The organism is Rhizobium sp. YTU87027, assembly GCF_050644135.1.
Lineage (GTDB): Bacteria > Pseudomonadota > Alphaproteobacteria > Rhizobiales > Rhizobiaceae > Rhizobium.
Window position 1 is genome coordinate 2,937,990 of the sequence record NZ_CP098440.1, and the last position, 14,511, is coordinate 2,952,500.

The window sequence follows — 14,511 nt, forward strand, 5'->3', positions numbered from 1 at the left end:
TTTATCTCCGGAAATCTGAATAGCTGGACACCCTATCGCCGGCCGCCGCCACCGCGACCGCCGCCCCCACGACCGCCACCGCCGCGGCCGCCGCCGCCGTGCGGCATCGGGCGCGAGCGTTGGGCGGAGGGACGTGGGCCACCGCGCTGCCCGCCTCCCATGCTCTGTCCGCCTCGCTTGGAAGCGACCGCCTCACGCCGGCCGGACTGCACGTTGCCGAGGGCGTTGGGTTGGCGCGAACGATTGTCGGGTCGTGCCGCCATCTTCGGGCCGCTTGGCCTATTCTTGGCTGCCGCCTTTGATGGACGGTTGGCTGCGTTGCCCGGTCGGTTGGCTGCATTCCCTGGACGGGCATCCGGGCGATTGGCGACATTGCCTGGGCGGGCATCCGGGCGCGATGCCCCCGGCCGGTTCGCGGCAATGTTCCCCGCTCTCGGATTTCCCTTCAGGCCCTCCGCCGTATTCTTGCGGATATCGTCGGCGCGGGCGCTGACATTTCTGCTTCCCTGGCCGCGGTTTGCCTGTCGGTCGCTGACCTTGTTCTTGAGCTGGTTGCGATTATCGGACTGCAGGCTGGATTTGATCGCCGAGCGATCGATGTTGGCGAGCTGGTCCCTGTCGATATTCAGCTTACTGCGATCCACCTTTGTCCAATCGACGTCGTTCCAGTTGACCTTGCCGTTGAAATTCCGGTCGTTGAAACAGTTGTTGCAGTCGATATCGAGGTCGCCGCCCCAGTTGCCGCCCCAGACACCCCAATCGTCCCAATTGACGATTGCCGCCCAGGCGACGCCCGTCACCGCGGCCGCGAAGAATCCGGCGCCCGGGTAATAGTAGTTGTCGTAATAATTGGGATAATAGGATATCGGTTCGACCGCATAGCCCGGTTCGTACAGCATTTCAGGCGGGTACTGCGGGATATAGACCTTCTCCGGATCGGTCGGTCGAATGACGACATTCTCGTTCTCGGTCACCACGGTGATCTTGTCGTCGGTCTTGATGACATTCTTCGCCACCGCTTCATCGCGAAGCTGCTGGATGGCGATCAGCACATCTTTTTGCTGGTTGGTTAGCGCGTCGCCAAGCGATTGAGTCCAATCGAGATCCTCGCTCATCATCTTGACGATGTCAGGATAATTCAGAAGCGATATGACGCTCCCATCCCAGTCGTCCTTCGGCTTGAGATTGGCATCTTTTTTCTTCGCCTCCAGGAAGCGCTGAGCCTCGATGATCTGCAGCGGAAACAGCGATGCTGCAGAGATCGCGGCGACGAGCTCATCCGGATAAAGCGCGATGCGGGCGACAAGCACTTCCATCTCGTCCTCGGAGAGGAGATCCGGTTCAGGCTCGGTGGGCGCCGCCGTCTCTGCCGACGCAGGCTTCGGTGTGGGGGTCGTGGTCTGTGAATATGCCGGTGGTCCCGGATGCATGGAAATGATTGCCAGGGTAGAAAGCCCCGCCAGCAATCTGAGGGATCCTGCTTTCATCATGCGCCGACCTCCTTACAAAAAATGGTTCGGATGAATCTCACTGCGGCCTGGGTTTTGCTTCGCCCGACCGCCTGAGCATGACGACTTTCGATTGGGAAAGCGCATCGCCGATTTCAGCGATGAGCGCATCGACAAGGCTCGCATACTCCTGCCGTCGGGTCTCTCTAACACTCTCCGGCAGACGCTCCACATGCGCCAAAGCTTCGGCGGCGGAAGCGAGGTCTTCACACATCGTGCGGAACGTTTCGTTCATCTCGAAAAGATGCCGTACCCTCGCGGCCTGCGCAGGAAACTGCGCCTCTGCAATCCCTAAGGCAGACAAGTGTGTCGAATTACTTTCTCCCGACGTCATGCCGCCCCCCGCTGTCATACTCGCGTCAAGCAGATTGAAGTATTGTATTACAGCTACTTAGGATGGAGACGTAACATACGCGAACTTACGCGTGACGGCTCGTAATGGACCAGACCTACGTCAGTGATAGCCCGCGTCTCGACATTCTGAGTGCCAAAGTCGCAATATCCGCAGAACCCTCGCAACCGCCGGCAAGCCGGTCGAAACACTCTTCAATCCCGATGAAGATGAATTCCTCTGCAATTTGAGACCCGAGGCCAGCGAAACACGCTGCCACGAACCGCCGCCCCTGATCCCTGAAATCCGGACTGCCTGCCGAGCCGCACGACGCTCGATAGATATTACGTGATGCTACGGGCGTTCGCGACCGGGCCGGTCTACTATTTCCTTCCTGAATACGACCGGACGGTTCGGTGAACGGCCGAAAAGGAGTGACCGTGTTTCTCGACTATTTTGCACTCGGCGTGTTGGTGTTCGTCGTGGTCACGCTGTTCTACGCGGTGATCGCGATTCACGACATCCCGCATCTGATCGCCAAGGCCAGAAACCATCCGCACCAGGACGCCATCCATGTTGCCGGATGGGTGAGCCTGTTTACGCTGCACGTCATCTGGCCCTTCCTGTTCATCTGGGCCACCATTTATCGCGAGGATCGCGGCTGGGGCATCCGGGCAGACGGAAAGCTGTCGGCCGAGGCCGAAGCCAATGCCGAAATCGCCCGCCTCCACGCACGGATCGCGGAACTCGAGGCGCCCACGGTAGAGAAGGAGAAAGTCTGATGGAATTACTCCTGATGCTGACCTATGCGGCATTTTGCTTCGCGATCTTCAAGCTGTTCAGGATTCCGGTAAACCAGTGGTCGCTTGCGACGGCTGTTCTTGGCGGCATATTCATCATCGCTGGGCTGGTGCTGCTCATGAGCTACAACCATCCCTACTCCAGCGATGGGCGTATTTACTTTACCTCGGCTCCAGTCATCCCCGTCGTGGGAGGTCAGGTCATAGAGGTGCCGGTCACGCCGAACGCCCCGCTGAAAAAGGGCGATGTTCTCTTCAGGATCGATCCCCGCCCCTATCAGTATACGGTCGATCAGAAAATGGCGTCTCTTGCGGAAGCCAAGCAGACCGTCCTCCAGCTGAAGGCTGCTCTCGACGCCGCCAATTCGGCCGTAACCGGTGCGGAAGCGTCAAGGGATCGCTCGCTGCAAGCCTTCGAGAAGTTCCAAGCATCGAATGAAAATGCAAAATCTAGCGGCAGAGGCGCCGTCTACTCGGAACTCGAAGTCGAGAACCGGCGCGGCATCTACCTGACGGCCGAGGCCGCCGTCGACACGGCCCTTGCTCAGGCAGCACAAGCAAAGCTCGCCTATGAGTCCGAGATCAATGGTACGAATCCCACGGTCGCGCGGCTGGAAGCCGAGTTGGCAAACGCGCAGTACGAGCTCGACCAGACGACCGTGCGCGCGCCGAGCGATGGATACGTGACGCAGGTTTTCCTACGTCCCGGCATGATGGCGAATCCCCTGCCTTTGCGACCGGTGATGGTCTTCATCAACAGTGAGGATCGGATGCTGGCTGCCGCCTTCATTCAGAACTCGCTCCAGCGCGTGCGGGTCGGCGACGAGGCCGAAGTCGCGTTTAAAGCCGTGCCCGGCAAGATCTTCAAGGCGCGCGTCGAGGAAGTCATCGACGTCATGGCGCAAGGCCAGTTACAGCCGGGCGGCGCCCTGATCGATCCGCAGTCGCCCGAACGAATATCGCCGGGGCAGACACTGGCACGTATCGAAATTCTGGAGAACACCGACGAATACCAACTGCCCGGCGGTGTAGTCGCTGAGGTAGCAGTCTACACACATTACTTTCACCACGTCGCTCTCCTGCGGAAGGTCCTGCTGCGTATGAGCAGTTGGATGAACTACGTCTTCCTCGAACACTGAAACGCATCAGCAATTTTCCGGCCGCTGCTTGGGTTCGGCGGCCGGACAAGCTTGGAGATCAACCACGAGAGAGCAAAGGGAGCCCGAGGTGATAGGCAGCCTACCAGTGTTGCGGGGCCTGGCCGGTTTCAAAAGGGACTGGCTTCGTAGCGATATCCCTGCCGGGTTATCGATCGCCGCTGTGGGTTTGCCGAGCGCCATCGCCTATCCGGCGATTGCTGGCCTGCCGCCGGAAACCGGCATCTATGCCAGCATCGTCGCTCCGATCGCCTATGCAATCTTCGGCCCGTCCCGCCTCCTGATCGTCGGCCCGGATGCCGCCACGATGACGGTGCTTGCGGCCGCGATGGCCGCCATCATTGCAGCGGATCCGGCTGCGGCCAACATCGACCGCGTTGCCATCGCATCGGCGCTCGCTCTTGGCGTCGGCGCGTTCTGCATCTTGGCAAAACTGCTGCGGCTCGGCGTCCTCGCGAGTTTCCTGTCACGTCCAATCCTGGTCGGCTTCTTTGCCGGGGTGTCGCTGTCTATCCTCGTCGGGCAGATCAGCCGCTTCACGGGTGTAAAGATCGAATCCGACGGTCTCCTTGCGCCTGTCGTCGAGATTCTCCGCAAGGCCGCCTTGATCCACTGGCCGTCACTTCTATTCGGCCTCTCAATGTTCGCGCTGCTTTGGATTGTGAGGGCTTTCGACCTCAAGATCCCGGGTCCTGTTCTCGTGGTTGTTATTTCCGTCTTTCTCTCGGCGCTCTTCGACTTCCGCGGACACGGCATGGCCGTCGTGGGCGATATCCCAAGCGGCTTCCCGAGCTTTTCCCTGCCGGCAGTCCATCAGATGCCGCTTGATCAGCTCGTGCTTGGTTCGGCTGTGATCTTCCTGGTGAGCTTCGGCGCCGGCATCGTAACCGCGCGAAGTTTTGGATCGCGCACCGGTGAAGACGTCAATGCGAACCAGGAACTGATCGGCCTCGGCGCGGCCAACATTGCACCCGGCCTGTTCGGTTCATTCCCCATCAGCATGTCGGACTCGAGAACCGCCATAAATCTGTCGACGGGCGGCGTCTCCCAGCTGGCGGGACTGGTCTCCGCCGCCGCTCTGGTTGCAGCTCTTGTATTCCTCCACAGCGCCCTGCGGATCCTGCCGATCCCCGCACTCGCTGCTATCCTTGCAACCGCGGCCATCAGTCTTATCGACGTTCAGGAACTCAAGAAGATCTGGCGCATCAGCCGCATGGAGTTCGTCTTTGCGCTTATCGCGATGTGGGGCGCAATCAGCTTCGGCGTCCTGAACGGCGTGATTGTTGCCGTTGCCGCGACGTTCGTCTACCTCCTGCACAAGACGATGTTTCCGCGTGATGGCCTCCTTGGCCACATTGAAGGTCGGCACGGTTTCTTCGACCTCGCCCGTTTCCCGGAAGCTCGCCCTGTCGATGGGGCTGCCGTCTTCGCGATCCAGGGCAATATCCTGTTTTACAACGCCGACTACGTCCGCATGCGGCTCACGGCGGTCGCCCGTGAGCTCGCCCCCGGAACCAAGTGCTTCGTACTCGACGCCAGCGCCATCACGCACGTGGACAGCACCGGCGCCGTCGCACTCGATGCCGTGGCCGACGCCTTGGCGAAACGGGACATCGTCTTTGCCATCGCCGATCTTAGCCAGGAAAGCCGCGGCATCCTTGAGCGTGCCGGCATCATCAAGAAGATCGGCATCCACAATCTTTTCAATGGTCGGGAAGAGGCGTTGCGCGCGCTGATAGGCAATTCCGCAGAACAGTGAAAGCGCACAGCAACATAAAATAATGGAGGGAACGATGGACGAAGCATACGATCCGAAACAAGAGGCTCAAACGGAACGCAAGGGCAAGCAAAAGAAGGCCAAGTCCTGGGACTACAACAAGGAGATCAAGCGCCTGCAAATCGAACTGGCGCATCTGCAGGCATGGGTAAAAAAATCGGGCGCACGGGTTGTTATCATCTTCGAAGGCCGTGATGCCGCCGGCAAAGGCGGTATGATCAAGAGAATAACGGAGAAAGTCAGTCCCCGCGTGTTCCGCGTCGTCGCTTTGCCGGCGCCAACCGATCGCGAGAAATCCCAGATCTACATGCAACGCTATATTGCACATTTGCCGGCAGCCGGTGAGGTCGTGATCTTCGACCGCAGTTGGTACAACCGGGCGGGGGTCGACCGCGTCATGGGCTTTGCCAGCGAGAAGAAGGCGCAGCGTTTCCTTGAACTGGCACCCCGCTTCGAGGCGGCCATTGTCGAAAGCGGCGTCATTCTGTTGAAGTATTTCTTGACCGTCAGCGAGGAAGAACAGGAACGCCGCTTCAAGCGGCGCATCGACGATCCGGTCAGGCAGTGGAAACTCAGCCCCATGGACGTCGAGTCTTATCAGCGCTGGTGGGACTATACGCGGGCCTATGACGAGATGCTGCGGATGACGGATAGCAACCACGCGCCGTGGTGGATCGTGCCGTCCGACGACAAGGAGCGCGCCCGGATAAACTGCATCTCGCACATCCTGCAGTCGATCCCCTACGAGCGCGTGAAATTCGAGGCACCGGATCTCGGAAAACGGCAGAAGCGGCCATCGAATTACGTTGAGGATCAGGGCGTCAGAAACGTCGTGCCGGAAACGACACGATGAAGCACAATCCGTTCTGGCACCCCTTATGGAAACCCGCGGGATAGGCATACGGCGATGGAGCAACCAACGAGCGGGACAGTGGCGCAAGCTGGTCCCGCGCAGATCTCCGTAGAAGCACGGGTCAGCGACCTGGTGCGGATCGGCATCATTGGGCTGTTCGCCTATTGGAGCCTGCAACTGGTTGCGCCATTCGCGCTGATCATCATCTGGTCCGCAATCCTTGCCGTGGCCCTCTTCCCAATGTTCGACGCCTTGTCCAGGCTGCTTGGAGATCGGCCGGCGCTTTCGGCCACCGTTATTGTCATCGCATGCCTTGTACTCATCATTGCACCATTGGCGCTTGTCGCAGTCAATTTTGCCGATGCAGTCCAGGCCCTCGTCAGTCAGTTGAAAACCGACAATTTCACGCTGCCCGCCGCGCCGGAAGCGATACGTGGCTGGCCGGTGGTTGGCGAGCGCCTCTATGCCGGCTGGAACCAGGTCGCAAGCAATCTCGCTGCTACGATCATGAAATTCCAGGCACCTCTTCGCGAAATCATGGGCGTCGTTCTCGCCAAGCTGGCTTCGATCGGAGGCGGGGTGTTGAGCTTCGTCGCTTCCATCATTCTCTCCGGCATCTTCCTCACCATGTCTCCTCGCCTCGCGGCAACCATCCAGGTATTGGCAAGCCGCATCGGCGGAGAGAGGGGTGTCGGTTTTGCGCGGCTGGCCGGGTCAACGGTTCGCAACGTCTCGCGCGGCGTCATCGGCGTGGCCCTCCTTCAGACGCTGCTCTGCGGCCTGTGTTTCGCCTTTTTCGACATTCCGGCACACGGCGCCTTGACCTTTCTCGTGTTCATGCTTTGCCTGATGCAGCTCGGCCCGGGCCTCGTTCTTGTGCCAGCCGTCGTCTGGGCATGGTTCTCCTGGCCGACATCGTTGGCATTTGCCTTTACGGTCGTAGCGATCCCGATCACGGTCGTGGACAATGTCTTGAAGCCGATCTTGATGTCCCGAGGGCTATCGACCCCGATGCCGGTGATCCTCATCGGCGTCATCGGCGGAACCCTTTCGCATGGCTTGCTCGGCCTGTTTCTGGGGCCCATTGTCCTCAGCGTGTTCTACGAACTGCTGCGAGCCTGGGCGTGGCCCTCCGCACCTGCCGAACAAACGGCAGCGACCCTACCGCACGACGACAGGGACAAAAGCATCGAGGGCGCCGCGCCGGGCTGATTCTGGGGAGGATTTCGTCACGCATTTCGTCTCAGGTGCCGTTGCGCAATGTCAGGAACGCATCTGCTTCCCGCCCTGCACGCCACAGCACAACATCCTGGATGTCGCGGCAAAGCCGCTCACATTCGAGGATCCGCCCCTCATCGGTCGGGACTTACCGCGCGGAAGCGTTCAAGCGCACAGGCGGCTAGATCATGGGATTCGAAAAGCTCGCCCAATGTCTCGCTTACTGAGAAAGCGGGGCAGTGACGAATCTCGGGAGCATTCAGCATCAGCGTCTCACGCCCGCGCTCTCGACTCATCGATTGCCTCCGGCCTCCAATCGTATTTTAGAATTTGCAGTGCGTACTCGCTGAAATGTTGGATCGTTCCGTTTGAGGAATTCAACCGCTGCGTAGGAGCAGGCATTTGATGGAAACGAGCAGGACCCATATCGCGGATGTCATTGACCCGGGCGACGCTCTCGGCGAAGTCCTGTTCGGACTGATCATGGCGCTGACATTCACGGTCGGCTCGCGGCTCATCTTCACCGAAGAAGGCCTTGACGTTCGAGAGCTGATCGTCGCGACGATCGGATGCAATGTTGCGTGGGGCATCATCGATGCCGTGCTGTTCGTCCTGGGAACGGTTTTCTACAAGAGCCGGCGCGTGCGCCTCTTCAGGCAGATCAAGGCGGCCAAGAGCGAGCAAGAGGCGATATCCGCGCTTCGGAAGGAATTTCCCATCGACGACGAACCACTTGTTTCCACAGCCGCAGATGAAGAGGTGCTCTACCAAGCCATGCTGGGACTGGCGCGGCGCGGAAGCCCTGCCAAGCTTCGCCTATCGAGAGACGACTTTCTCGCCGCCTTCATTGTTTTTCTCCTGGTATCGGCGACATCGCTACCCGCGGTCATTCCCTTCTTCATGATCGGCAATGCTGACCTTGCCCTGAGAACCAGCAATTTTCTGCTGATTGCCCTGCTCTTCCTGACAGGCTGTGCCTGGGCGCGCTTTTCCGACGCGAAACCGCTCAATGCAGGTATAACGATGACCTGCCTTGGCCTCGTGCTGGTCGGCATTGCAATCGCTCTCGGGGGCTGAGTATGGAGCATCCCATCAAGCCATCGCCCGCGACGGGAACCACAAAGGCAGCGGATTGGGCATTTCCCCTGCGGTTGCATCTCAGCGTCATCATTGTCGGGTTGCTTGCCTGCACGGCACTACCGCTGGTTTGGATGGCATATAGTCAAGGCAAGGTGACCGCCCTTTCCGCCGGCGAAGCACAAATGCGTCAGCTCGGGTTGCGTACCATCGAGGACTACCGCAATGTCTTTACAAGTGGATATGCCGCGATCGAGACGACCTCTGCCGTTCCGCAAATGCTTACGCCGCCTCCCCAGGACTTATCGGCGAAGCAGAAGCTTCTGCTGCACGCGCTGAAGTCATCGTTCCGTATAGACGGAATCTATGCCGGTTATGCGGACGGGACGTACATGCAAGCGACCAACATTGCGGCAAATCCAACCTGGCGCGACGCGCTGGATGCGCCAGCCGACGCCGCGTTCGCCGTTCGCACAATCACCAAGGTCATCGGCATTCCAGGGACGACGTGGACGTTCTTCGACAAGGACACTCGTCCCCTCGCTCGCCGTGCCGACCGCGACGATGTCTTCGACCCGCGCTCCCGCCCCTGGTACCGCGCCGCGCTCTCGGAGGGACGGGCAACGTCTGTCGGTCCCTACATTTCGGCTGCAACTAACTACCTCACCTTGACATTTGCCACGCCTGCGGGCGGGGAGGGCCAAGTCGTTGTCGGCGCCGACGTGATGCTGTTGACCTTGGGGGAGGTTCTCGATGTCGGCACGATCTCAAAACAGGCGCATGGCTATGTCTTCGACAACACTGGTCGCCTGATCGTGCATTCCGATCCCGCATTCATGGCGAAGCTGCGCGATAACATTCGTCGCGGGAGAGTGCTATCGGCCGCAGATATCGCGGAAGCGGACCCAGCCATCCCGGCCGTCACGAATCTGGCGCAAGGCCGCGAGTTGCCGGATGGCGATGTCGCGCGCTTTCCGGTGGACGGCCGCGAATATCTAGCCCAGAGCTTCCATGCGGAAGTAGCCGGTATGCTGAAAGACTACACTGTGGTCATCGCAGCACCGCTCGACGCCCTCGTCGGGCCGGTCGAGCGAACCTTGAGGCGTAACCTTGTTGCCGCGGCCGCCTTCCTGGCCGCCGGCGCAATAGCCGCGATCATCATCTCCCGATTGATCAGCCGGTCGCTCTATGCATTGGCCGACGAGGCAAGACAATTGGGCAATCTGGAATTCCGACAGAGCCGCGTGTCGCACTCCTGGATATCCGAGGTCAACGCGCTCGGGAAAGCGCTCGGCTCCGCCCGCGATACGATCCGAACGTTCTCGCTCTATGTACCGCGCGAACTGGTCCGCAGGATTGTCATCGCCGGTCAATCGGCCATCGGTTCCGCCTCGCGGCAGGAGATCACCGTCCTCTTCACCGACATCCGCGAGTTCACGACGATCTCCGAGCGACATTCGCCCGAAGATGTCGTCGCCCTGCTTTCCACCTATTTCGAAGCCCTCAATTCGATTGTGGAACGCCATGGCGGCACCATCGTGCAATATATCGGCGACTCTGTTTTCGCCATGTGGAACGCACCCGTTCGCGACGAGCGGCATGTCGAAAACGCCTGCCGCTGTGCCTTGTCAATGAAAGCAGCGATCGACGCGATGAACGCTTCCAATCGCGCCGCCGGTCGCCCCGAACTTGTCACCCGCTTCGGCCTGCATACCGGCCAGGCCGTTGTCGGCAGTGTCGGCGCCGAGACCCGCCGGCAATACACCGCCATCGGCGACACGGTAAACATCGCCTCGCGGCTGGAAGGTCTGAACCGGGACTATGGAACCTCGATCCTTGTCAGCAGTTCGATCCGCGATGCGGTTGCGGAGAGTTTCAGTTTCACGCCGATGGGAGCGGTCAGCGTCAGAGGCCGAACAGGGCAGACAGAGCTCTACGAGCTTCGCGGCTGAGCGCCAGCTCTGCAGCTCGTGGGAACGGGTTCCGCTTGGGAGATCCGCCCAGATCTTTCTAGCTTTTTAGGGGATTGGTTGCGGGGGCAGGATTTGAACCTGCGGCCTTCAGGTTATGAGCCTGACGAGCTACCGGGCTGCTCCACCCCGCGTCCAGCGCATTCGGCTTTACCGAATGTCGCGGCGGCGTAACCGCTTGGCGGTTATGCCTTCTTCGTGAGCAACTTGCGAAGACAAGTTGTTCATGTAAGGGACGCACCATCAGACGAGCTGTCCGGTGCGCCGATTTTTCATTCTGTATATAGGGCCCAAATCAGAAAGGACCGCTTTAGGCGGCCCTTTTTGTTTCGGCTTGGGCCGTCATTTCATGATGAGAAGATTTGTTGTTGCGTTTAGCAGACCTGGCAGCGACCGACTCTCCCGCGTCTTAAGACGAAGTACCATAGGCGCTGGGGCGTTTCACGGCCGTGTTCGGAATGGGAACGGGTGCAGCCGCCCCGCCATAACCACCAGGTCAGCGAAGCGCAACAATTGAGAAGCTGGCAGGCATTCGCCTGTTTTCTTTTGAACACGTTTAGGCGTCACCCCGACACGCTTGTGTCGGAGATGAGCATTGATCAATGAGAACGATCAAGCCAATCGAGCTATTAGTACCGGTAAGCTTCACACATTGCTGCGCTTCCACACCCGGCCTATCAACGTGGTCGTCTTCCACGGCTCTGATAGGGAATACTCGTTTTCAGGTTGGTTTCCCGCTTAGATGCCTTCAGCGGTTATCCATTCCATATGTAGCTACCCTGCTATGCCCTTGGCAGGACAACAGGTCCACCAGAGATATGTCCATCCCGGTCCTCTCGTACTAGGGACAGATCCTGTCAATATTCCTACACCCACGGCAGATAGGGACCGAACTGTCTCACGACGTTCTGAACCCAGCTCACGTACCGCTTTAATTGGCGAACAGCCAAACCCTTGGGACCTGCTCCAGCCCCAGGATGCGATGAGCCGACATCGAGGTGCCAAACAACCCCGTCGATATGGACTCTTGGGGGTCATCAGCCTGTTATCCCCGGCGTACCTTTTATCCGTTGAGCGATGGCCCTTCCACGCGGGACCACCGGATCACTATGACCGACTTTCGTCTCTGCTCGACTTGTCAGTCTCGCAGTCAGGCGGGCTTATGCCATTGCACTCGACGACCGATTTCCGACCGGTCTGAGCCCACCATCGCGCGCCTCCGTTACTCTTTCGGAGGCGACCGCCCCAGTCAAACTACCCACCATACACTGTCCCGGATCCGGATAACGGACCGCGGTTAGACATCCATGACGATAAGGGTGGTATTTCAAGGATGGCTCCACGGAAACTGGCGTCCCCGCTTCAAAGCCTACCACCTATCCTACACATGCCGACACGAATGCCAGTGTAAAGCTATAGTAAAGGTGCACGGGGTCTTTCCGTCTGACCGCAGGAACCCCGCATCTTCACGGGGAATTCAATTTCACTGAGTCTATGTTGGAGACAGCGGGGAAGTCGTTACGCCATTCGTGCAGGTCGGAACTTACCCGACAAGGAATTTCGCTACCTTAGGACCGTTATAGTTACGGCCGCCGTTTACTGGGGCTTCGATTCAAAGCTTGCACCTCTCCTCTTAACCTTCCAGCACCGGGCAGGCGTCAGACCCTATACGTCGTCTTGCGACTTCGCAGAGCCCTGTGTTTTTGATAAACAGTCGCTACCCCCTGGTCTGTGCCACCCCACCACACTTGCGTGCGAAGGGGTCACGCTTCTTCCGAAGTTACGCGTGCAATTTGCCGAGTTCCTTCAACATAGTTCTCTCAAGCGCCTTGGTATACTCTACCTGACCACCTGTGTCGGTTTCGGGTACGGTCTATACGGTGGAGCTATTTCCTGGAACCGCGTCCCTGCAAGATCAATCCAATAAGACCTTACAAGTTGAGCAATCCGTCACTACCACCAGGCCCACGAATATTAACGTGGTTCCCATCGACTACGCGTGTCCGCCTCGTCTTAGGGGCCGGCTAACCCTGCTCAGATTAACTTTAAGCAGGAACCCTTGGTCTTTCGGCGAGAGGGTCTCTCACCCTCTTTATCGTTACTCATGTCAACATTCGCACTTCCGATACCTCCAGGATGTCTCACGACTGTCCCTTCACAGGCTTACGGAACGCTCCGCTACCACGTGTATTGCTACACATCCTCAGCTTCGGTGCATGGCTTCAGCCCCGTTACATTTTCGGCGCAAAGACCCTTATTTAGACCAGTGAGCTGTTACGCTTTCTTTAAATGATGGCTGCTTCTAAGCCAACATCCTGGTTGTTTTGGGATCCTCACATCCTTTCCCACTTAGCCATGACTTGGGGACCTTAGCTGGAGGTTAGGGTTGTTGCCCTTTTCACGACGGACGTTAGCACCCGCCGTGTGTCTGCCGACTAGTACTCCTGGGTATTCGGAGTTTGGTTAGGATCAGTAAGACGGTGAGTCCCCATAGCCCATCCAGTGCTCTACCCCCCAGGGTATTCGGTCGACGCTCTACCTAAATAGATTTCGCGGAGAACCAGCTATTTCCGAGTTTGATTGGCCTTTCACCCCTAGCCACAAGTCATCCCAATCTATTGCAACAGATGCGGGTTCGGTCCTCCAGTTGGTGTTACCCAACCTTCAACCTGCTCATGGCTAGATCACTCGGTTTCGGGTCTAATGCAACAAACTAAATCGCCCTATTCAGACTCGCTTTCGCTTCGCCTACACCTACCGGCTTAAGCTTGCTTGTTACACTAAGTCGTTGACCCATTATACAAAAGGTACGCCGTCACCCTTGCGGGCTCCGACTGTTTGTAGGCATCCGGTTTCAGGTTCTATTTCACTCCCCTTGTCGGGGTGCTTTTCACCTTTCCCTCACGGTACTTGTTCGCTATCGGTCATGCACGAGTACTTAGGCTTGGAGAGTGGTCTCCCCATGTTCAGACAGGATTTCTCGTGTCCCGCCCTACTCTAGGACAATCATGGTATCTACGCGTACGGGGCTGTCACCCACTACGGCCAAGCTTTCCAGCTTGTTCCACTTTAACCACAATTGCCACTGGCCTGGTCCGCGTTCGCTCGCCACTACTTGCGGAGTCTCGGTTGATGTCCTTTCCTGCAGGTACTTAGATGTTTCAGTTCCCTGCGTTCGCTTCTTACACCCTATGTATTCAGGTGCAGATACCTTATCACAATGCTTGGAAACCTAAGCCGTACCGAAGCACAACTTAGATTTTCCAAGCATTTAAGGTGGGTTGCCCCATTCGGAGATCCATGGATCAAAGCTTATTCGCAGCTCCCCACGGCTTTTCGCAGCGTATCACGTCCTTCATCGCCTGTGCATGCCAAGGCATCCACCAAATGCCCTTACGACACTTAATCGTTCTCATTGCCAATGCTCATCAGTTAGCTTCCGCAAAGCGAAAGCAGCACGGTTACCTTTTACAACCGCGCCATCTCATGATGCCATCGACGTGTTCGATCTGATCACTTTATTGGAGCTACGCCGAGCAGCTCGCTTGTGTCAGATCTTTAAGACCAGCTTCTCGAGATTAAATCCGGTACCGCGCGGTCAGGCAACGGTAATCCGATCATCGATCAGACGATACTCGAAAGCATCGAACAACCAACAATCCAGAGCGACAAGCTTCCTACCTACCTCCAGTCCCTCTTTCGCTTCCGGCCGGCTAGGCCATTCACGACGTCATTGGAACTGGGCTCGGACATCGGGCAGAACCCAACACCTGGAAGCCTCCAGATCAATCTTCTCTTCACGATATATGCAGAACAGGCA

General features: G+C 58.2%; 9 protein-coding genes, 1 tRNA gene and 2 rRNA genes. 7 read left to right on the forward strand and 5 right to left on the reverse strand.

Annotated features, from left to right (window positions below):
- Nucleotides 1-32: 32 nt before the first annotated feature.
- On the reverse strand, nucleotides 33-1,487 hold the full coding sequence (locus NBG89_RS14555) for a DUF3300 domain-containing protein (RefSeq protein ID WP_431322698.1): 1,455 nt from the start codon (nucleotides 1,485-1,487) through the stop codon (nucleotides 33-35).
- A gap of 40 nt (nucleotides 1,488-1,527) precedes the next feature.
- Nucleotides 1,528-1,842 (reverse strand): hypothetical protein, encoded by a 315-nt coding sequence (locus NBG89_RS14560; protein ID WP_431320543.1) that lies wholly within the window; start codon nucleotides 1,840-1,842, stop codon nucleotides 1,528-1,530.
- 437 nt (nucleotides 1,843-2,279) lie between these two features.
- Here NBG89_RS14560 and NBG89_RS14565 point away from each other — a divergent pair, with 437 nt between their 5' ends.
- The 7 genes from NBG89_RS14565 (at nucleotide 2,280) to NBG89_RS14595 (ending at nucleotide 10,673) form a co-directional block, all read left to right on the forward strand.
- Nucleotides 2,280-2,621 (forward strand): DUF3302 domain-containing protein, encoded by a 342-nt coding sequence (locus NBG89_RS14565; protein WP_431320544.1) that lies wholly within the window; start codon nucleotides 2,280-2,282, stop codon nucleotides 2,619-2,621.
- A complete protein-coding gene (locus NBG89_RS14570) occupies nucleotides 2,621-3,778 on the forward strand; it encodes an HlyD family secretion protein (RefSeq protein WP_431320545.1) in 1,158 nt (385 codons plus the stop codon). Before NBG89_RS14565 ends, NBG89_RS14570 begins: the two co-directional genes overlap by 1 nt.
- An 88-nt stretch (nucleotides 3,779-3,866) precedes the next feature.
- Nucleotides 3,867-5,555, forward strand: a complete 1,689-nt coding sequence (locus NBG89_RS14575) for a SulP family inorganic anion transporter (protein WP_431320546.1) — start codon at nucleotides 3,867-3,869, stop codon at nucleotides 5,553-5,555.
- A 34-nt stretch (nucleotides 5,556-5,589) separates the two neighbouring features.
- Entirely contained in the window at nucleotides 5,590-6,426 is an 837-nt protein-coding gene (gene ppk2, locus NBG89_RS14580) for a polyphosphate kinase 2 (RefSeq protein ID WP_431320547.1), read from the forward strand.
- Between the two features lie 54 nt (nucleotides 6,427-6,480).
- On the forward strand, nucleotides 6,481-7,638 hold the full coding sequence (locus tag NBG89_RS14585; RefSeq protein ID WP_431320548.1) for an AI-2E family transporter: 1,158 nt from the start codon (nucleotides 6,481-6,483) through the stop codon (nucleotides 7,636-7,638).
- 411 nt (nucleotides 7,639-8,049) lie between these two features.
- Nucleotides 8,050-8,721 carry a VIT1/CCC1 transporter family protein gene (locus NBG89_RS14590; RefSeq protein WP_431320549.1) on the forward strand — a complete coding sequence of 224 codons (672 nt, stop codon included), beginning with the start codon at nucleotides 8,050-8,052 and terminating at the stop codon, nucleotides 8,719-8,721.
- Nucleotides 8,722-8,723: 2 nt separating this feature from the next.
- Nucleotides 8,724-10,673 carry an adenylate/guanylate cyclase domain-containing protein gene (locus tag NBG89_RS14595; RefSeq protein WP_431320550.1) on the forward strand — a complete coding sequence of 650 codons (1,950 nt, stop codon included), beginning with the start codon at nucleotides 8,724-8,726 and terminating at the stop codon, nucleotides 10,671-10,673.
- Nucleotides 10,674-10,748: 75 nt separating this feature from the next.
- On the opposite strand, the gene NBG89_RS14600 is transcribed toward NBG89_RS14595, so the two are convergent.
- The 3 genes from NBG89_RS14600 to NBG89_RS14610 form a co-directional block, all read right to left on the reverse strand.
- A tRNA-Met gene (locus NBG89_RS14600) sits at nucleotides 10,749-10,825 on the reverse strand.
- 247 nt (nucleotides 10,826-11,072) lie between these two features.
- Nucleotides 11,073-11,187: ribosomal RNA gene (gene rrf / locus NBG89_RS14605) — 5S ribosomal RNA — on the reverse strand.
- Nucleotides 11,188-11,299: 112 nt separating this feature from the next.
- Nucleotides 11,300-14,099, reverse strand: a 23S ribosomal RNA gene (locus NBG89_RS14610).
- Between the last annotated feature and the right edge of the window lie 412 nt (nucleotides 14,100-14,511).

Excerpts from the sequence above, each read along its gene's own strand:
- NBG89_RS14555 (WP_431322698.1), bottom strand. The coding sequence starts at position 1,487 with ATGAAAGCAGGATCCCTCAGATTGCTGGCGGGGCTTTCTACCCTGGCA.
- NBG89_RS14560 (WP_431320543.1), bottom strand. The coding sequence starts at position 1,842 with ATGACGTCGGGAGAAAGTAATTCGACACACTTGTCTGCCTTAGGGATT.
- NBG89_RS14570 (WP_431320545.1), top strand. The coding sequence starts at position 2,621 with ATGGAATTACTCCTGATGCTGACCTATGCGGCATTTTGCTTCGCGATC.
- ppk2 (WP_431320547.1), top strand. The coding sequence starts at position 5,590 with ATGGACGAAGCATACGATCCGAAACAAGAGGCTCAAACGGAACGCAAG.
- NBG89_RS14585 (WP_431320548.1), top strand. The coding sequence starts at position 6,481 with ATGGAGCAACCAACGAGCGGGACAGTGGCGCAAGCTGGTCCCGCGCAG.
- NBG89_RS14590 (WP_431320549.1), top strand. The coding sequence starts at position 8,050 with ATGGAAACGAGCAGGACCCATATCGCGGATGTCATTGACCCGGGCGAC.
- NBG89_RS14595 (WP_431320550.1), top strand. The coding sequence starts at position 8,724 with ATGGAGCATCCCATCAAGCCATCGCCCGCGACGGGAACCACAAAGGCA.